This window comes from Acidimicrobiales bacterium, from assembly GCA_041394265.1.
Taxonomy (GTDB): domain Bacteria; phylum Actinomycetota; class Acidimicrobiia; order Acidimicrobiales; family SZUA-35; genus JBBQUN01.
This window is the reverse complement of record JAWKIO010000006.1, coordinates 428,748-447,302: the sequence shown is the minus strand read 5'-3', so window position 1 is coordinate 447,302 and position 18,555 is coordinate 428,748. Positions and strand designations below refer to the sequence as shown.

The window sequence follows — 18,555 nt, the reverse complement described above, 5'->3', positions numbered from 1 at the left end:
TCGGTACGGCTCGATAGCGACCATCGGTTCCCGTCGACGGAAGAAGGAGAAGCCACGCCATGAGCTCAGTAGATGGATTGGTGACCGGGCTCGATACGACCTCGATCATCTCTCAGCTGATGCAGCTCGAACGCATCCCGCAGCAGCGCCTCGAGAATCGGGCCAAGCTCGCCAAGTCGGCGAGCACCGAACTCGACGGTCTGCGCACCTCGGTCGTCGGTATTCGTACCGCGGCCGCCACCATGAAGTATCCCTCGGCCTGGCAGCCTTTGTCGGCGACCAGCTCGAGCGACTCGGTGAAGGTGACCGCCACCTCCGGCGCCACCACGGGAAGCCTCGCGTTCAACGTCACCAAGGTGGCAAGTGGCGAGGCGATCTACTCGAACCAGACCGTCGCCTCCACCGACACGGTGGTGGCGGCGGGTGGTTCGGTCTTCTCCTATTCCGGCACCAAGCAGCTGGGCTTCGACAAGTTGGCAGCGACCGGCCTGAACGTCGGCGACATCTCCTTCGAGGTGACGCAGGCGTCGGCAGCGGCGAAGACAACGGCGTCTGCGCTGCCGCAGCCGGTCCCGCTCGAGATCACCGGCACCAACAACGAGCTGATCTTCAGCGTCGCCGGTGCGGGCTCGATCTCGTTGTCGATCGGCACCGGTGAATACCAGAGCGCCGAGGAGCTGGCTGCCGCCATCAACTCCGCGATTGCTGCCACTCCGGCGGCAAAGGGCGTCGTGAAGGCAGGTGTCGACGACACCGGCAAGCTCACACTGTCCACCATCGCCGAGGGCAGCGACAACACGATCGAAGTCACGGGCGGATCGGCGGCGGCCGAGCTCGGCTGGAACCTCACCGAAGGTGTGGCGACGGGAACCGACGGCATCGTCACGGTCGACGGGGTGGCCAACACCATCACCGACACGACCAAAGACACTGCCGTCACGCTCAACGCCAGCGCCGGCAGCATCGCTGCGGTCATGTCGGGCCCCATGCGGCTCGGCACGGCGAACACCGAGCAGGTGAGTTTCGGGTCGGGGACGCTGTCCGAGGTCGTCTCGGCCATCAACAACGCCGATGGTCTGAACTATGGCGCCGTCGCTGTCAACACCGGCAGCGGCTATCGCCTCCAGCTCACGGCCAACGAGACCGGCGCTGCCGCCACCGTGGGGATCGACCAGTCGATGTTCACCGGCCTGAGCGGCACGCCCGGTGTCGACATGTTCAAGCAGCTGACGGCAGCGCAGGACGCCGAGATCACCTTCGAGGGCGTCAACCCTTACAGCATCACGTCGGCGAGCAACACGTTCAAGGACATCATGCCCGGGGTCAGCGCCACCGTTTCGGCGGTCACGACGACGCCGGTGACGATCTCGTCGACCAAGGACACCGAGAAGGTGGCCGACGCCGTCGAGTCGCTGGTGAATGATCTCAGCACGCTCTTCGCCCGCATCAAGCAGGGCACGAAAAGCGATGTCGAGGCCGGCACCACGGGCCTGCTGGCCGGGAGCTCGGCTCCTCGCCGAGCCCAGAACGAGCTCCAGCGGGCGCTGCTCGATCCCGTGGCCGGCAACTCCATCATCTCGGGTGGAGCAGCAGGCATCACGCTCGAGTCCGACGGCACCATCAAGTTCGATCGAGCGGCCTTCATCTCGGCCTACGAGGCCGACCCCGAAGGCATGCAGCGCCTCTTCGTCGCCCCCGACGACGAGGTCGACTCGACACCCGGGATCCTCGACCGCATCAGCGAGGTGGCGAAGAACGCCTCGTCGTTCGGTACCGGCTACCTGGCGACCGCCAAGGAAGCCAAGGACAATCAGGTCAACACGTTCAACCGCCAGGTCGACGCCTACGAGGTCCGCCTCGAGCGTCGCCAGGCCGCACTCCAGCGCCAGTACGCCGCCCTCGAGGTGGCGCTCGGCAGCCTCAACAACCAGTCGGCCTGGCTCGTCGGCCAGCTCGGCAGCCTGAGCACCAACTCGGGCTGATGTTCTGAGTGCCGGGGCCACGCCTCGTCGCTCATCTCGGTGGCAAGGTCACGCCTTGTCGCCATTCTCGGCCGGTCGCTGACGCCAGCGGGCGTGAGTCACCCGGCCCCTTCGTTCTCGTCGGTCTGATCCTCTGCTTGGTCGCGCCGACACTGTCCCTGTTCCTCACGTCTCTCCGGAGACTTGCCGCTCCTCAGCCCAATCGTTCGCTCTCGGGCGAACACCTCTCGGCGGCTCAGCCTCGAAAGCCCTCCGATGAACTCCTCCGTTGCCAACCGCTACCGCTCTGACGGCATGGCCAGCACCCCTCCCGGTCGCCTTCTCACCATGTTGTACGACCGCATGCTGCTCGACTTCGACCGAGCGATCGACGCCATCGAGCGTCGGGCGATCGAAGAAGCGCACAACGCCCTGATCCACGCCCAGGAGATCGTGTTCGAGCTCCACATGGCCCTCGACCTCGAGGCCTGGCCCGACGGGGGAGCGCTCGCCGATCTCTACGTCTATCTGACGGAGCAGCTGGCCGCGGCGAACGCCAAGAAGTCGATCGCCCTCGTCGAGAACTGCCGGGCCGTGGTCGAACCGCTCGCCGAGTCGTGGCACGAGGCGTACCGGCAGACCACCGCCGGCCTCGCCGGTCCGTCGACGGCAGCGAGTTCGGCGCTGAGCGCCGGGATCTCGGCATGATCGGCATCGACCACAAGTCGTGGCCCCAGATCCTCGATGAGTTCGAGCGTTCGCTGGAGTGGCACGAGGAGCAGCTCGCCACAGCCGAGTCCGGCACCGCGCCCAGCTGGGCAAACCCGTGGGCCCCACCCGCCGAGGCCGGCGCCGTGCCCGACGAGCTGCGGACTCGAGCCCAGCGCCTGCTCGAACGGGCTGGTGAACTCGAGCTGGCGATCATGGAGAAGATGGCCAGCGTCTCGCCGAACGGCACCACCATCCAGCGCCGCCGCACCCACCAGACCCAGCACGCCAGCAGCACCTTCTCCACCCAACTCTGACCCAGGCGGCCACAGGCGACCAAGCACCAACCTTCGGGCTGCCGTCCATATCGAGCAAAGCTCCGGGGTTCCGTACGCTCAGCCGTACGGAACCCCGGAGCTTGTTGGGTTTTGGACGGTGGCCCGAAGGTTCAGGCGGCGAGGGCTGCGTTGTGTCGGGCCGTGAGTAGTGCGACGACGTCGTCCATGATCGCATCGGTGCGGTGGACGACCTCCTGCCAGCCGATGCGGTAGACGAACCAGCCGTGCTTGCCAGCAAGGAGGTCTCGCTGGAGATCGGAGCGACGGGCGATCTCGGAGGCATGCCACCGGCGACCATCGGCTTCCAAGATGGTCTTGCCGATCGGGTCGGCGAAGTCGACGATGCCACGTATGCCGTCGTACCACGGCGGCTTGAACTGTCGATGCATGGGCGGGGCGTTGCGTTGAACGAGCTCGACCAGAACACGGCGCTCGAGTTCGGACTCGGGATACGGCTCGTCGTCGAAGGTCGACATGAGTAGCTCACGCATCTTCTTGGTCCCCTTGCGACCTCGACGCGCCATCGCTCGATGGCAGGCGATGAGCTCGTCCTTTGTTGGTGCGCCGACGGCCACCTGCTCCTGTGTGAGATTGCGATGAAGGTTCACTCCCATGACGTTGACGAGATCCCACAACGTTCGAGCTGGGGTCGTCACCCGAATCCCATCGAGGAGTCGAACATCGACGGTTTCGAGACGCCGGCTCTCATGCACCTGTATGCCATCGAGGCCATGGTGGGCACCAGGTGGGCAGGTGACGTGCACGCCGTCCTCTCGAACCCGCATACCCAAGAGGCGAGCAGCGGTGCGGTGGCTGACCACCGACGACGGCAGCGCCAATTGAGCCGCAGCCAGGACAGTCAGAGGCGAGGACATCGCCGGTACCGAGTAGATGCCCTTGGCCACCGGCACCAAGAACCCGCTGCGCTGTCGGCTCGTGATCGACGATCGACTGATGCCCGCTCGCTGCAGCTCCTTGGATGAGACCGCCCCGTGATGCAGGCCCGCGAGCTGAACGATTCGTTGATCCACTGATTCCGCCATGTGGAGAGTTAAACGTAATTAAAAGTAAAAAGCAAGAGATGGACGAGATTGGATCGGCAGCGGGTGTGGGACGAGCAAAGGCCCAACCTCCGGGGCACCGTTCGATCTCTGACAACCTCCGAGCCTGCGTTCGGCCTGAAGCGCGGAGCCCCGGAGGTTGTGCTGGTTTGGACGGTGGCCCGAAGGTTGGCGTCGGTGGGCTGGGCTGGGTGCGGTTGGTGGTTGGCGGCCGCAGGTGGGGGCGCGGGCGGACGAGGTGAGGGGTGCGGGTGGTGAGGGGCGGGGGTGGGGCGTTGGACCTGGGGGGATCGTTTCGAGAGATGAGACGCACGACTCACTCACGATTCTCGAATGGCTACCGAGGCTGTAGTCCAGCGGGAAGCTGAGCGGGTCGATCCGAACCCCATTCGGTCCGGATCGAAGCAACACATGTCACGCCCATGGACGGGCGCCGTACGTGCCGACTTCGCCTGTCATCGACAGACGACGACGGCAGCCGAACCTCGTCCAACAAAGGAGCGTGGTCGTGTTCATCAGCGACCTCACCACCCAGACGCTCGGAGCAGCACTGCGCGGACTCGACGTCCAGCGCCAGGCGCACGAGAACAACATCTCGAACGTCGAGACCCCGGGCTACCTCGCCCAGGAGGTCGACTTCGCAGCGTCGCTGCGCCGTGCGATCCAGGACGGCCGACCCGAACGCGCCGGGGTGACCCATTCGATCTCGCTCGATCCCACCCGCTTCGACGGCAACAACGTCCGTCTCGACCACGAGATCACCGCCCTCGAGGAGAACAACCTCCACCAGCAGCTGGTGACCGAGGCACTGAACGCCCAGTACCGCCAACTCCGAGCGACCTGGTCGTAGTCGATGGAGATCTTCCGCAGCCTCGGCATCTCGACGTCCGGCATGGACGTCTACCAGACCTGGCTCGACGCCGTCTCGGACAACATCGCCAACGTGAACACGATCCGCAGCACTGATGAAGCTGCGTATCAGGAACGCATGGTCGTGGTGTCCTCCGCCTCCCGCAATGGCAAACCCGCAGGCGCCGTCGTGACCGAAGCCCGCTTCGGCAACCCCGAAGGCATCACCATCTACGACCCCACCCACCCACTCGCCGACGCCGAAGGAATGGTGCGAGCTCCCGACATGAGTCTTTCCGACCAGATGACCCACATGCTGATCGCCCAGCGGGCGTACCAAGCGAACGTGTCCGCCTTCGAGCGGGCTCGGGACGCGTACCGTCGAGCACTCGAGATCGGGGGCCGCTAGTGATCAGCCCCGTAGGCGGCGTGAGCGTCGCCGGACTCGGTGGTCGGGTCGAATCCGCCCGGTACGCGGCAGCGGCCGAGTCGTCCGACACGAGCATCGCCGACCAGATCGGCGGTGCGCTCGATTCCCTCGGTGCGGCCGAACGTCGCGCTGATGCGGCGTCGCGAGCTGCCGCCACCGGCGACCTGTCGTCCATCAGCGACTTCATGATGGCGACGACCGAAGCCCAGTTGATGACCGAGGTGACCGTTGCCGTGCGCAACCGGGCCGTCGAGGCATTCAACGAGATCATGAGAATGCAGGTCTGACATGGCTGGAACCTCCATCGTTGCCGTCAAGGACGGTGTCGGCGCCTCGATCAGCCGGATGACCATGCAACAGCGTCTACAGCTCGGCGGCGCCTTCTTCGCCACACTCGCCGTGATCTATTTCCTGTCGACGCTCGGCGGCGGTACCCAGATGGGCTTCCTCTACGGCGGCCTCGACTCGGGCACCGCAGCGGAGATCACGACCGAGCTCACCACCATTGGTGTGCCCTACGAGCTCGGGCCTGATGGTCGATCCATCTACGTGCCCGTCGACCAGGTGAATGCCACGCGGATCGCACTCAGCCAGGCCGGTGTCAGCTCCGGCCCCGAAGGCTGGGAGATCCTCGACCAGAACGGCTTCACCACCTCGGAGTTCGATCAGCGCACCGGCTATCAGCGGGCGCTGCAGGGTGAGCTCGAAAAGACCATCAATGGGATGGACGCAGTGAAGACCTCCCGGGTCAGCATCGTGATGCCCGAGGCCGACCTGTTCTCCAACGACGAGGTGTACTCGAAGGCCACCGTCTCGGTGAACCTGGGCTCGGGCCGACTCACCGACTCCGAGGTCCAGACCATCATCGCGATCGTCACCGGATCGGTCGAGGGCCTGACGCCCGAGAACGTTGCCGTGAGCGACACGGCCGGCAACGTCTACGCCGCACCCGGGGTGACCGGTGGCGTTGGCGGTGTGGCCGGTGGCTCGTCGATGGACATCGCTACCGAGTACCAGAACGCGCTCGAAGCGAAGGTGCAGGCCATGCTCGAAGGTGTCGTCGGTCCGGGGAACGCGCGGGTCACGGTCACGGCGGCCCTCGACTTCAGCCAGAGCCAGTCCGAGACCCGGCAGCGCACGCCGGTCCTCGACGCCAACGGTGTCCAGGTCATCGAGAGCGACACCACCCGCGCCGAGGACTACATCGCTCCCAACGATCAGCTCGACACCGGACTTCTCGGCACCGAGGACAACCTCGTCGACCCGGTGACGATCGCCGAGGGCAACGAGCTCTACTACCGCCTCCGTGAGGCGGACAACGCGTACCTGTACGACGAGACCGTCACCACGCGGACCGAAGCGCCCGGTACGCCGACGTCGGTCTCCGTCGCGGTCGTGCTCGACCAGACCGTGCTGGCGGAGGCCGGGCTCGACGATGCAGCATCGCTGACCAACTTCGAGAACCTCGTCGGCGCCGCCGTCGGTGTGCAGGCCGCTCGTGGCGATGTGGTCGCCGTGCAGGCCCTGCCGTTCGACACCGCCGCTGCCGAAGCCGAGGCGCTGGCGCTGGAAGAGGCGGCGTCGGCCCAGGGCACCGAGAGCCTGATCGGCCTCATCCGTACCGGTGCAACGGCCCTCATCGCTCTGGTCATCGTCGTCTTCTCGATCCTGATGCTCCGCAAGGGCAAGAAGGACAACGTGATCGAGTCGATCGACCTGAACGGTGTCGACCTCGCAGCGCTGCCGACCGCCGAAGAGACCCAGGCCGAGATCGAGGCGGCCAAGGCCGAGATCGCCGAGCGCGAGGCCGACATCTTCGAACTGATCGAGAACCAGCCCGATGAGGTTGCCGACCTGCTCCGCCTGTGGCTGAGCGAACGGGAGCCGATCGCATGAGCCCTGCCGACACCTCCACACCGTCGGTGAGCACCAGCTCGGCCCTTCCCTCGGCAAGTCCAATCCCCGCAGGCTCGGCTTCGACCGCTGCTGCGCTGGCGGCACGCGGGATCGACGACCTCTCGGGCCTCTCCGGCGCCCGCAAGGCCGCGATCCTCATCCTCAAGCTCGGGATCGACAAGTCGGGCCCCCTCCTGCGCGGGCTCGAACAGCACGAAGTGGCCATGGTCATTCGCGAGCTGGCCGGCCTCGGCAGCGTCGACATGCCCATGGCGAACTCCATCCTCAAGGAGTTCACCCGGCTCGCGAACGGCGACAAGCCGCTGCCGATCGCAAACGTCGAGTTGGCCAAGGAGTACCTGGTCACCAACCTCGGCAAGCGCCGCGCCCGGGAGATCCTGTCCGAGCTCGACGAGACGGCGCCGTCGGTCCCGTTCCAGTTCCTCGACGCACTTCCGCCCGACGTCATCGCCTTCCACCTGTCGATGGAGCATCCGCAGACGATCGCCCTCGTCATCTCGCACCTGTCGCCGGACTTTGCCTCGGCGATCCTCGATTCGATCGACGAGGCCCTGGTGGCCGAGATCGGCGTGCGCCTGGCGACGCTCGACCAGGTCACGAGCACCTCGCTCGCACGCGTCGAAGCCGGCGTCCGCGAGCGCCTCTCGCCGGTGCTCGAGAACCGATTCCTCGAAGTGACCGGCGGTACCGACACCCTCGTCGAGCTGTTGACCCGGCTGGACAAGACCCTGCAGGAGAAGGTCATCGAAGGCCTCAACTCCGTCGATCCGGATCTGGGCAAAGAGGTCAAGGGCAAGCTGTTCGTCTTCGACGACATGCGCATCCTCAACGATCGCCAGATCCAGATGGTGCTGCGCAATGTCGATGCGAACCGTTTGCCGATGGCGCTCAAGGGCGTCGACCCCGTCGTGCGCGATCTGTTCCTCAACAACCTGTCGTCTCGGGCCAGGGAGAATCTGGTCGACGAGATGAGCCTGATGGGTTCGGTCCGCATCGCCGAGGTCGAAGAGGCCCAGGCCGAGATCTTGGCCGTCGTCACCGGCCTCGAGGAATCGGGCGAACTCGTGATCAACCGGGGAGGAGCGGACTTTGTCAGCTGACCACTCCGTCTTCACCGTGCGCCGATCGAGCGATGCCGTCGACGTGGCCTCGCTGCCCGTCGCCGACCTGTTCGCTCCGGCGCCCGACGCCATGATCGAGCCGACCGGCGCCTGGGCCGAACACCTCGAAGCCGTTCGCCTCGCGTCGGCCGAGGACGGCTACGACAGCGGCTACCGCGAGGGCTTCGAGGCCGGAGCATTGGCGGCCGAGGCCGCCAATCAGACCTTGCGCGACCAGGTCAACGCCTCGGCGTCGGCCATGGCCGACGCGATCGCCCAGCTGGCCGAGACCGACCGTCGGGTGGCCGCCGACCTCTCCGACGATGCGCTGCACCTCGCGTTCGACCTCACCCAACTCATCCTCGATCGCGAGATCCACACCGCCGACGATCCTGGTCTCGACGCCATCCGCCGCTGCTTCGATTTCATCCCGCGCCGCACCTCGGTCGTCGTCCGACTCAACCCGGCCGACGCCGAGATGCTCGGCGACGTCGGCGCCGTACTGATCGGTGCCGACTACGAGGTGGTCGCCGACCCCACCATCGGCCGTGGTGGTGCCATCGTCGACGCCGGCGCGGCCCGCATCGATGGCCAGATCGACGCCGCCCTCGGTCGCGTCGCCGATGTCCTCGGCATCACGTCGCGGGGCACCTCCGGCCGGACCGCAGGAGGCCGCTGATGCTGGGCTTGAGTGCGTCGCCGACGATGTTGCGAGAGGCTGCCCGTCCGGTGAAGACCGGCACGCTCATGCGAGTGCTCGGGCTCCACGCCGAGGTGGCCGGAATCGACGTTGGCATCGGTGACCTCGTCCTGATGGGCGACGATCGTGGACCGACCGAACCGGTGATCGGTGAGGTCGTGGCCCTCGACGAGACCGCTGCCACCGTCTTGCCCTACGGCCACCTGCGAGGCCGCGCTGTCGGCGAAACCGTTCGTGGTCTCGGCCGCCAGCTCCTCGCCCCGGTGGGGCACGGTCTCCTCGGCCGAGTCATCGACGGGCAGGGGAATCCGATCGACGGTGGCCCGCCGCTCAGCGTCGCCGATCGGGTGCCGATCCACCTCGATCCGCCGTCGGCCATGGACCGACCCCGTGTCACCGAACCGCTTCAGGTCGGCGTCCGCGCCATCGACACGATGCTGTCGTGCGGCCGAGGTCAGCGAGTCGGCATCCTCGCCGGCTCCGGTGTCGGCAAGTCGAGCCTGCTCTCGATGCTGCTGCGCGGGACCGAAGCGCCGATCAAGGTGCTGGCCCTCGTCGGCGAGCGGGGTCGTGAGGTTCGTGAGTTCCTCGAGAACGACCTTGGTCCCGAGGGTCGCAAGGAGGCCGTCATCATCGTGGCGACGTCGGACGAGCCCGCCCTCGTCCGACGCAACGCCGCCTTCCTCGCCACCCGCATCGCCGAGTGGTTCCGTGACGAAGGTAGCGACGTGATGCTGTTGATGGACAGCCTCACTCGCTTCGCCATGGCCCAGCGCGAAATCGGTCTGTCGGCCGGCGAGGTCCCCACCGCCCGGGGCTACACGCCCTCGGTGTTCGGCTTGCTGCCGACCTTGCTCGAACGCGCCGGCACGTCGGCCCGGGGCTCCATCACGGGCTTCTACACCGTGTTGGTCGAAGGCGACGACCTGAACGATCCGATCGGCGACGCCGCCCGGTCCATTCTCGACGGTCACATCTCACTGTCTCGCCGGCTGGCCAACGCCGGTCACTTCCCGAGCATCGACATTCTCGCCTCGGCCAGCCGGGTCGCCGGGGGCGTCAACACCGTCGAGCAGAACCAGCTCGCCCAGGACATTCGCCAGGCCATGGCGGTGTTCGACGAGGCTCGAGATCTCATCGAGGTCGGCGCGTACTCGCCCGGCAGCAGCGCCGAGATCGACCGAGCGATCGCCCTGCGCCCGGCGACCACCAACTTCCTCCAACAGCCACTCCACCAGTTGAGCGATCGCAACGGCGCCTGGCAGGAACTGGCCGCACTGCTCGCTGCCGTCGGTGGACCCACCGGCTGAGCCAGCGCCACCAACGACCCCCACACGAAAACACCTCCACCCCGAGGAGACCCCCCATGAGCAACGCAAAGACCAAACGTATGAAGCGCATCTTCAAGATGCAGAGCCGCAAAGAAGAGCAGCAGCGGGCCGTCGTCGCCGAGGCGCGGCGCACCGTCGAGGCCAACCGACGCGAGCTCGAAGCGGCCGAAGCCCAGCTCGCAGCGCCGACCGCGACCGGCGAGCGTCTCGACCTCGCCACCGTCCAGTTCGGCCGCCTCCTGGTCGAGAGCGGCCTCCGCGCCTCGGCGCATCGCCGGGCCCTGCTCGACGCTTCGATGGCCGATCTGGAGGCTGAGTACGCCACGTGGCAGGCCGAGCGGCAGCGGGCGAACTCGCTCGAGAAGATGGTCGACCGTCTCACCGAGGAAGCCGCGATCGAGGCGGCCAAGGCGGAAGAGGCGTTGATCGAAGAGTTGTCGATGTCCCGCCGATCCACGAGCCACGCCTGAGTCATGACCGTCGGATTGGCCGAGCTCCGCAGAGGAGTCGAGACGCTTGCCGTGATGGCGAACGCCGCTGGTACCGCCAGCGGGGGAGCCAACGCGCCCGCGACCACACCGAGTGCCAACGGCAGGGCTGCGGCGCAGCGGGCTGCGCAGGTCTTCGCAGCCGCACTGGCCGACGCCACCGCGACCGCCGAGACGGCGGCCGCACCGTCGACCGAGGCCGACAGCACGGCACCACTCACGCTGGACACGGCACAGCTGGCCGCACTCACGACCGCCACACCGCAGCAACGCAATCTGGGCGACGGCGTCGTACTCGGGGCGCTGGATCACCTCGGCACCCCCTACCTCTGGGGCGGCAACGATCCCGAGACGGGGATCGACTGCTCGGCTCTGGTCCGCACCGCGTTCCGGGAGATCGGGGTCGACATGCCGAGAGTCAGCCGTGACCAGGCGACGATGGGCATCGAAGTGGGGTCGATCGACGATGCGCTCCCCGGGGACCTGCTGGCGTTCGGCGAACCCGTCAATCACGTCGCCATCTACCTCGGCGACAACAAGATGGTGCACGCGCCGCGGTCCGGCGAGGTCGTCAAGGTCGAGGAGATCGACCGCCCGATCACCACGATCCGGCGCGTCGTGGACACCCAGCGACCGTCCGGAGCCACGTGGACCTCGCTCGACGCCGATCGATCCTTCGGACCCGAGGAGCTGCAGGCGCTGTTCGTGGAAGCGGGCAATCGCTGGGACATCGATCCGGCGCTCCTGGCCGCTGTCGCCCAGGTCGAGTCGAACTTCGACCCCGATGCCGTCAGTCCCGCCGGCGCCGTCGGCCTCATGCAGTTCATGCCCGCCACCGCCGCCGGCCTTGGCGTCGATCCGACCGACCCCGCCTCGTCGATCGACGGTGCCGCCCAGTACCTGCGTCAGAACCTCGACCAGTTCGGGAGCATCTCGCTCGCTCTGGCCGCCTACAACGCCGGACCCGGGAATGTCGCCAAGTACGGCGGCATCCCACCGTTCGACGAAACCCAACGCTACGTCCGTCAAGTCCAAGCGATCTGGAGTGCCAACGCCGCATGACCAATCTCGACCATCCCCTCAACTCTCGGCCGCCGACGGCGAACTCGCTCCGGGCACTGCTGCTCGGCGGCGCCGGTGCCGACGCTCCCGTTGGTGGTGCCGCCACCTCGTCGTCGGCGTTCGAAGCCCTGCTCGACGAGCATCGCTCGCTCGGCGCCCGTCGCTCCGACCGAGTGCCCAGCCACGCCGCCGACCCGACCCTGGTCGCTGCTCGACAGCAACGCGATGCCCAGGTCGAACGTCACCGTGCCGATGGCGAACGCGACGTTCGAGCCGAGAACCCGACTCGCCCGGAGCGCCGGGAGTCGCCTCGCCCGGTCGATCGCACCGATCGTCAGGACCGGGCCGAGCGCCCCGACCGTCGTGACGACGACGTCGAATCGGCGAGCGACGACAACGACAGCGACGACACCACGACGACGGACGCCGCGCAGGTGTCCGACGATGCAGGGCCCGACGATGTCGAGGCCGACGACACGTCGGTAGACGCAACGACCGCCGCCGTCGTCGGCGCCGTCATGGTCCTCACCGACTCGGTAGCTCCCATCGACATCGTCGAAACGACGGGCGACGCGTCACCGCTCACCGGTGAGGTCGACGCCTCCGACACCGCAATGCCGAGCGGTGCCGACGGCGACCAGGATGTCAGCGGCGACGCGATCCGCGTCGAAGCTCCCGACGTCAGTGACCCTTCGGCCGACGCGGCGATGCTTGAGGACGCTGCGGGTCGCTCGGACCTCCTGCCCTCGGGCGAGGTGGCCCGGGCGAGTGCCCAGCTCCTGCCCGACACCGAGACCGAGCAGGCTGCCGTCGGCGAGGTCGTCCCCGACGGCGCCGTCGAGACGTCCGGCGACAGCGGCGGGGGAGAGGCCTCTACCGATTCCATTGCCGAGGCGATCGTCGACGCACCGGCGGCAGCAGCAAACAGCCAGGAGCAGTCCTCGAACGACGGCGGCGACCCGGCGCCTCAGCCCAACACCGGCAACGAGCCGCCGGTCGTCGTCGACTCCGCGCCGGCCGCCGGCCAGACCACACGACCGACGACCGAACCGGCGACCAATGGCGTCCGCGTCGACGGCGCCGCCGGCGTCCAATCCCAGCGCTCGACCCCCGCACCCGCGGCTGCCACGCCGGTCACCGCACCGCGAGCCGCCGAGTTCGACGGCGAGGTGTGGGAGCAGGTCCAAAAGGCGGTGAACCTCGTTCGCCAGAACGGGCCCGGTCGCCACGAGGTCAACCTCGTGCTCCGGCCCGACGAGCTCGGATCGGTCTCGGTCGAGCTGGTGCAGCGCGGCGACGAGGTCGCCGTGCGGATCGTCACGCAGACCGCCGCCGCCCAGGATCGGCTCGATCGGGCCCGTCTCCTCACCGAGCTGCAGTCGGCCGGCATCGACCCGACATCGGTCGACATCGCCCACCAGCAATTCGGCGGCACCGACCAGGGGAGGGGCGACGGCGGTGCGCCGGGCGGCTCCCCGTTCGGCGAGACCGGATCCGGTACCGATCACCAGCCTGACGATCGCCCGGTGCGTCGCTCCCGTGCCGTCGCCGCCGGAACCGGAGGTGGACTTGACCTCCAGCTCTGATGCCGCCACCCCCATCACTGTCCATCACTTCCTCCCGAAAGCAGCGCTCCTCCCATGACCGACTACATCTCCGCCGTCGCCGGCGCCACGGTCAACCCGCTGGCCGTGCAGAGCACCGCCGTGACCGACAAGTACGGCCTCGTCTCTGACACCGCTGGAAGCGAGCTCGATCGAGAGGCCTTCCTGAAACTGCTGGTGACCCAGCTGCGCTACCAGGATCCGCTGAATCCGAGTGACCCGGACGACTTCATCGCCACCACGGCGCAGTTCACCACCATCGAAGAGCTCCAGAAGATGTCGGAGCAGACGGCAGCCAACGCGCTGAATTCGAGCCTGACCACCGCCGGTTCACTCATCGGCCGTGAGATCGGTGTCATGGACGGCAAAGGCCTGACCATGACCACGACCGTCCAACGTGCCCAGGTCATCAGCGGCGAGGTCCACCTCGTCACCGCCGATGGTGACTTCACCCTCGATCAGATTGTCGAGATCGCCTGAAAGAGAACCCCTTGCCTCATCATCTGCCTCACCGCCCTGGCTCGACCAGGGACACCCTTCTCCACCGCATTCACCCTCAGGACATCCAATGATCAGATCCATGTACTCGGCCGTGACCGGCCTGCGAAACCACCAGACGATGATGGACGTCGTCGGCAACAACATCGCCAACGTCAACACCACCGGCTTCAAGAAGTCCAACGCCATCTTCCAGGACGTGCTGAGCCAGACCCTCGAGGGCGCCGGCGCACCCGTCGGCGAACTCGGCGGCACCAACCCGGCCCAGATCGGCCTCGGCGTGCGCATCGGCGCCATCGCCCAGAACCTCAGCCAGGGCGCGCTCCAACGCACCGGCCGTGATCTCGATCTCTCGATCGAGGGCGACGGATTCTTCGTCGTCCAGGATCAGGGCGCTGAGCTCTACACCCGGGCGGGCGCGTTCTTCGTCGACGCCGCCGGTCAGCTCGTCACGGCCGACGGCGGCATGGTCCAGGGTTGGCAGGCCGACCCGTCGGGCTTGCTCCAGACCGACCGGCCCGTTGGCGACATCAAGATCCCCATCGGCGAGGCCAGCCAGCCGGTTGCGACCACCGTGGTCAACCTCGGTGGCAACCTGTCGGCCGATGCGGCACTGGGAACCCAGGACTTCACCTCGGTGACCGTCTACGACAGCCAGGGCATCCCGATCGTGCTCGACATCACCTACACCAAGTCCAACACCGACGAGTGGACGGTGACGGCGTCCTACGGCGACCCGCCCACCGCCGTGCCGGTCACCGACAACATCATGCAGTTCGGCGCCGACGGCGAACTGGTCCTGCCGGTCGACTTCACGGCGAACATCGCTGCCGGTGCGATCCCCGGGGCGGAAGCCATCGCCCTCACCCTCGGTGGTGAGGAAGCCCGACGCATCTCGCAGTACGGCGGCAACTCGACCATGACCGTCATCAACCAGAACGGTTCGTCGTCGGGTTCGCTGCAGTCGCTGAGCATCGGGCAGGACGGCGTCATCACCGGGTCGTACTCCAACGGCCGGGTCCGGGCCATGGCCCAACTGGCGCTGGCCACCTTTGCCAACCCCGAGGGCCTCAGCCGAGTCACCGGCACGTCGTGGACCACGTCGGCGAACTCCGGTCTCGCCCAGATCGGTGCCGCCGGCGGCGGTGGCCGAGGCCTGTTGGCGGCGGGCGCACTCGAGATGTCGAACGTCGACCTCGCCGAGGAGTTCACGACCCTGATCCGCTCGCAGCGCGGCTTCCAGGCCAACTCCCGAGTGGTGACCGCTTCCGACGAGCTCCTGCAGGAAATCGTGAACATGAAGCGATAGGCCACAGGCCGCTCACCGCCCGCCGGTTCCCGACACCGTGAAGAAATGAGGCCTTCGCTCCGGCGGAGGCCTCATTTCGTTGTCACGGCTTCCGAGGCTGGTTCCGACGTCCGCACCTTTGCGGTCACAACCACGCAAGTCATGCACAACGGTGGCATCGAGGGTCGATGCCGGAACGAGGAGTTACAGGTGAGCCACCACCCATCGGTCACGTCGAGTTCGGCGAACCGTCCGCCGGTCCCGATCGACAAGTTGCGTCTGCCGATGCGACGACTCATCCATCTCGAGAACATCTCGGGTGTTGCGCTGATCGTGGCGGCGCTGGTCGCTCTCGCCCTGGCCAACTCGCCGTTGGCGGAAGACGTCGCCCACTTCTGGCACACCCACCTGCACATCGCCATCGGTCCGGTGGAGCTGGACGAGTCGCTCGTGCACTGGGTCAACGACGGTCTGATGACGATCTTCTTCCTCGTCGCCGGGCTCGAGATCAAGCGTGAGCTCGCCGTCGGCGATCTCCGCGACCCTCGCAAGGCAGCGCTACCGGCGCTCGCGGCAGCGGGTGGCATGATCGTGCCGGCGGTCTTCTACGTGCTCTTCGCCGGAGGCGGCGACGCCGGCAACGGCTGGGGCATCCCGATGGCGACCGACATCGCGTTCGCGGTCGGCATCCTGAGCCTGCTCGGCGACCGAGTCCCGTCACCTCTCAAGATCTTCCTGCTCAGCCTCGCCATCGTGGACGACCTCGGCGCCATCGTCGTCATTGCCGTCTTCTACTCCTCGTCCCTCGATTTCGTCAGCCTCGGCTGGGCAATCGGTGGTGTCGCGCTCATGGTCGCCCTGCGCAAGGCCGGCGTCTGGTGGACCCCGATCTACGTCCTGCTCGGCATCGGGATCTGGTACTTCACCTTCGAATCGGGCGTGCACGCCACGCTCGCCGGCGTCGTCTGTGGTCTGTTGGCCCCGGCAACCCCGCACCGTCCGCACGTCACCGTCGCCGAGGCCTCGGAGATGAGCAGCTTCGAAGAGCTCAAGGAGATCATCTTCGAGACCCGCGAGTCGATCTCCATCTGCGACCGTCTCATCAACACGCTGCACCCGTGGAGCGCCCTGCTGATCATCCCCGTGTTCGCCCTCGCCAACACCGGCGTCGGCCTATCGGCCACCGATGTCGGCAACGCCGCCACCTCGGGCGTCGGCCGAGCCGTCTTCATCGGCCTGGTGTTCGGCAAGCCGGTCGGCATCCTGCTCGCTTCGATGATCGCCGTTCGCTCCGGTCTTGCAACCCTGCCGGCCGGCACGAGCTGGCGGCTCATGGCCGGTACGGCCAGCATCGCCGGCATCGGCTTCACGGTGTCGCTGTTCATCAGCGACCTCGCCTTCACCGATGAGGAACTCATCGCCGACGCCAAGATCGGTGTGCTGTTCGCCTCCGTCGCCGCCGGTGTCATCGGAGCCTCGCTCATCCGAAGCGTGCCGCCGATGGCTGCTGACCAGGCCGCGACGGGTGACGAGTCCGCTGACGCCGAGACCAACGAACTGGTCGGGGCCGGCCACTGATGTCTGCGACCCCCGACATCGAGACCGACACGGGAGCGGCGCTTCGATCGTTCCTGATCGATGTCGGGGCGCTGCCCTCGCCGCCGGCGCTGCTGTTCGAGATCCTCGATTACACCTCGACCGAGGATCTGTCGATCCAGGCGCTGAGTACGCTCATCGGTCGCGACGCCTCCCTCACCGCCAAATTGCTGCAGATGGCGAACTCGTCGATCTACAGCTTCCCGGGTGAGATTGCGTCGGTCGAGCGTGCGGTGATGGTTCTCGGCATCAAGTCGGTCCGGCTCCTCACCCTGTCGCTCACCCTGACCGGGCTGTTCCCTCGCTCGCTCGTGCACGGCAACGCCGTGATGGAGGTGCGGCGGCGTGCGCTCGTGAACGCACTCGCCAACCGGGCGTTCATGGCCGAGATCGACCCGATCTATGCCGACGAGAGCTTCCTGGCCGGCCTGCTCAGCAACGTGGGCTCGCTCGTCGTCGAACAGTGTGCTCCCGACGACTTCCGCCGCCTGTTCGGGGATTGTCTCGACGCCCAGGCCGGCGAGTGCCGGCTCGATTGGCCGTCGCCCGACACCCAGCGCGAGGTCCTTGGTTTCACGTTCGATCAGCTCACCTCGGCGCTGTTCCACCAGTGGGGACTGCCCGACTTCCTGGCCGATGTCATCGGCTATCGCGAAGAGCCGACCGATTCGCTCGATCCGGAGCACATCGACGCAGTGCCGCCGGACGCCGATGAGCTCTTCGGCCGGCTTCGGCTGTCGCTCCGGCTCTCCTCGCTGGCCGAGGAGGTCCTGTGCGGTCGGCCCGATGGCGGTGCCCTGTCGGTACTGACCAAACGAGCCGCAGCCGAGCTCGAGCTTCCCCGCGAACGCATCGAAGGCCTGCTCGTCGAGCTAGGGCCGATGATCGCCGAGACGTCGGGGCTGTTCGGCGTCGAGCTGGCGACCGGCGTCGACTTCGCCGATGTCGTGGCCCGTTCCGCCGAGGCCATGCACCGGTTGTCGGTCGAGGCCATCACCATGCTGTCGCATCAGGCGGAGCATCTCGCCGAACTCGAGCGGGAGAACGAGTCGTTGGCCCGCAACTCTCGCGTCGACCCGCTGACCGGACTCAGCAACAGAGTGGCATTCGAGGAGGGCATCGAGACCCAGATCGCCATCCGCCGGCGTCGCCCGGTGCCCGACGCGCTGGCACTCATGTTCCTCGACCTCGATCGCTTCGGTCTCGTCAACGAGACCTTCGGCCAGCGAGTTGGCGACAATGCGCTTCGTCATGTCGCCAAACTGCTGGCCTGGCACTGCCGCAACGGCGAGGACTTCTTCCGCACGGGCGGTGAAGAGTTTGCCCTGCTGATGCCCCACGCCTCGATCGGCGATCTGGCGCCGGCGGCCGATCGGTTCCGCCTGCTGGTCGAGCGGACGCCGTACGTTCTCGAGCCGCAGGGCGTCGAGGTGCACCTCACTGTCAGCGTCGGGGCCGCAATCGTGGACGAGTTCCAGGAGCCGAACGTCGGCCACCTCCTCATCCAGAGCGCCTACCAACAGCTGTATCTCGCCAAGAAGTCGGGACCGAACCAGGTGAGTGTTCAGACTCGACCAAGCTCGTAATACCGCCGAACGGAGCACCGACGCTCCCGAAGGCTGAT

Annotated in this window: 18 protein-coding genes; 17 read left to right on the top strand and 1 reads right to left on the bottom strand. The window is 67.1% G+C overall.

The genetic code is table 11. The features are described from left to right. The first annotated feature begins 59 nt into the window (after positions 1 to 59). The 3 genes from fliD to R2733_26295 all read left to right on the top strand — a co-directional run bounded on the left by fliD (position 60) and on the right by R2733_26295 (position 2,986). The gene (fliD, locus tag R2733_26305) at positions 60 to 1,982 is read left to right on the top strand and encodes a flagellar filament capping protein FliD (protein ID MEZ5380035.1); all 1,923 of its coding nucleotides are present in this window, start codon (positions 60 to 62) and stop codon (positions 1,980 to 1,982) included. A 255-nt stretch (positions 1,983 to 2,237) separates the two neighbouring features. Next, positions 2,238 to 2,669: a flagellar export chaperone FliS gene (locus R2733_26300; GenBank protein MEZ5380034.1), complete on the top strand. Its 432-nt coding sequence runs from the start codon at positions 2,238 to 2,240 to the stop codon at positions 2,667 to 2,669. Further along, positions 2,666 to 2,986, top strand: a complete 321-nt coding sequence (locus R2733_26295; protein MEZ5380033.1) for a hypothetical protein — start codon at positions 2,666 to 2,668, stop codon at positions 2,984 to 2,986. The genes R2733_26300 and R2733_26295 overlap by 4 nt, the downstream gene beginning before the upstream one ends. A gap of 131 nt (positions 2,987 to 3,117) precedes the next feature. On the opposite strand, the gene R2733_26290 is transcribed toward R2733_26295, so the two are convergent. Next, positions 3,118 to 4,050 carry a type IV toxin-antitoxin system AbiEi family antitoxin domain-containing protein gene (locus R2733_26290; GenBank protein MEZ5380032.1) on the bottom strand — a complete coding sequence of 311 codons (933 nt, stop codon included), beginning with the start codon at positions 4,048 to 4,050 and terminating at the stop codon, positions 3,118 to 3,120. A gap of 526 nt (positions 4,051 to 4,576) precedes the next feature. Here R2733_26290 and R2733_26285 point away from each other — a divergent pair. From R2733_26285 to R2733_26220, 14 genes are all read left to right on the top strand, one after another. Beyond that, positions 4,577 to 4,918 carry a hypothetical protein gene (locus tag R2733_26285; protein MEZ5380031.1) on the top strand — a complete coding sequence of 114 codons (342 nt, stop codon included), beginning with the start codon at positions 4,577 to 4,579 and terminating at the stop codon, positions 4,916 to 4,918. A 3-nt stretch (positions 4,919 to 4,921) separates the two neighbouring features. Further along, entirely contained in the window at positions 4,922 to 5,326 is a 405-nt protein-coding gene (locus tag R2733_26280; protein ID MEZ5380030.1) for a flagellar basal body rod C-terminal domain-containing protein, read from the top strand. Continuing rightward, the gene (locus R2733_26275) at positions 5,326 to 5,634 is read left to right on the top strand and encodes a flagellar hook-basal body complex protein FliE (protein ID MEZ5380029.1); all 309 of its coding nucleotides are present in this window, start codon (positions 5,326 to 5,328) and stop codon (positions 5,632 to 5,634) included. Before R2733_26280 ends, R2733_26275 begins: the two co-directional genes overlap by 1 nt. A 1-nt stretch (position 5,635) precedes the next feature. Next, positions 5,636 to 7,243, top strand: a complete 1,608-nt coding sequence (gene fliF / locus R2733_26270) for a flagellar basal-body MS-ring/collar protein FliF (GenBank protein MEZ5380028.1) — start codon at positions 5,636 to 5,638, stop codon at positions 7,241 to 7,243. Further along, complete coding sequence (gene fliG, locus R2733_26265; GenBank protein MEZ5380027.1) at positions 7,240 to 8,364, top strand: flagellar motor switch protein FliG; 1,125 nt, start codon at positions 7,240 to 7,242, stop codon at positions 8,362 to 8,364. Before fliF ends, fliG begins: the two co-directional genes overlap by 4 nt. Then, positions 8,354 to 9,043 carry a FliH/SctL family protein gene (locus tag R2733_26260; protein MEZ5380026.1) on the top strand — a complete coding sequence of 230 codons (690 nt, stop codon included), beginning with the start codon at positions 8,354 to 8,356 and terminating at the stop codon, positions 9,041 to 9,043. Before fliG ends, R2733_26260 begins: the two co-directional genes overlap by 11 nt. Next, the gene (locus R2733_26255) at positions 9,043 to 10,374 is read left to right on the top strand and encodes a FliI/YscN family ATPase (protein MEZ5380025.1); all 1,332 of its coding nucleotides are present in this window, start codon (positions 9,043 to 9,045) and stop codon (positions 10,372 to 10,374) included. The genes R2733_26260 and R2733_26255 overlap by 1 nt, the downstream gene beginning before the upstream one ends. 56 nt (positions 10,375 to 10,430) lie before the next feature. Next, positions 10,431 to 10,865 carry a hypothetical protein gene (locus tag R2733_26250; GenBank protein MEZ5380024.1) on the top strand — a complete coding sequence of 145 codons (435 nt, stop codon included), beginning with the start codon at positions 10,431 to 10,433 and terminating at the stop codon, positions 10,863 to 10,865. Positions 10,866 to 10,868: 3 nt separating this feature from the next. Further along, entirely contained in the window at positions 10,869 to 11,945 is a 1,077-nt protein-coding gene (locus tag R2733_26245) for a transglycosylase SLT domain-containing protein (protein MEZ5380023.1), read from the top strand. Then, positions 11,942 to 13,531, top strand: coding sequence for a flagellar hook-length control protein FliK (locus R2733_26240; GenBank protein ID MEZ5380022.1), 1,590 nt, complete (start codon positions 11,942 to 11,944; stop codon positions 13,529 to 13,531). Before R2733_26245 ends, R2733_26240 begins: the two co-directional genes overlap by 4 nt. 54 nt (positions 13,532 to 13,585) lie before the next feature. Further along, positions 13,586 to 14,029, top strand: coding sequence for a flagellar hook capping FlgD N-terminal domain-containing protein (locus tag R2733_26235; protein ID MEZ5380021.1), 444 nt, complete (start codon positions 13,586 to 13,588; stop codon positions 14,027 to 14,029). 100 nt (positions 14,030 to 14,129) lie between these two features. After that, positions 14,130 to 15,356 (top strand): flagellar hook protein FlgE, encoded by a 1,227-nt coding sequence (locus tag R2733_26230; GenBank protein ID MEZ5380020.1) that lies wholly within the window; start codon positions 14,130 to 14,132, stop codon positions 15,354 to 15,356. A gap of 189 nt (positions 15,357 to 15,545) precedes the next feature. Further along, entirely contained in the window at positions 15,546 to 16,913 is a 1,368-nt protein-coding gene (nhaA, locus tag R2733_26225; GenBank protein MEZ5380019.1) for a Na+/H+ antiporter NhaA, read from the top strand. Then, positions 16,913 to 18,517: an HDOD domain-containing protein gene (locus tag R2733_26220; protein ID MEZ5380018.1), complete on the top strand. Its 1,605-nt coding sequence runs from the start codon at positions 16,913 to 16,915 to the stop codon at positions 18,515 to 18,517. Before nhaA ends, R2733_26220 begins: the two co-directional genes overlap by 1 nt. Positions 18,518 to 18,555: the final 38 nt, after the last annotated feature.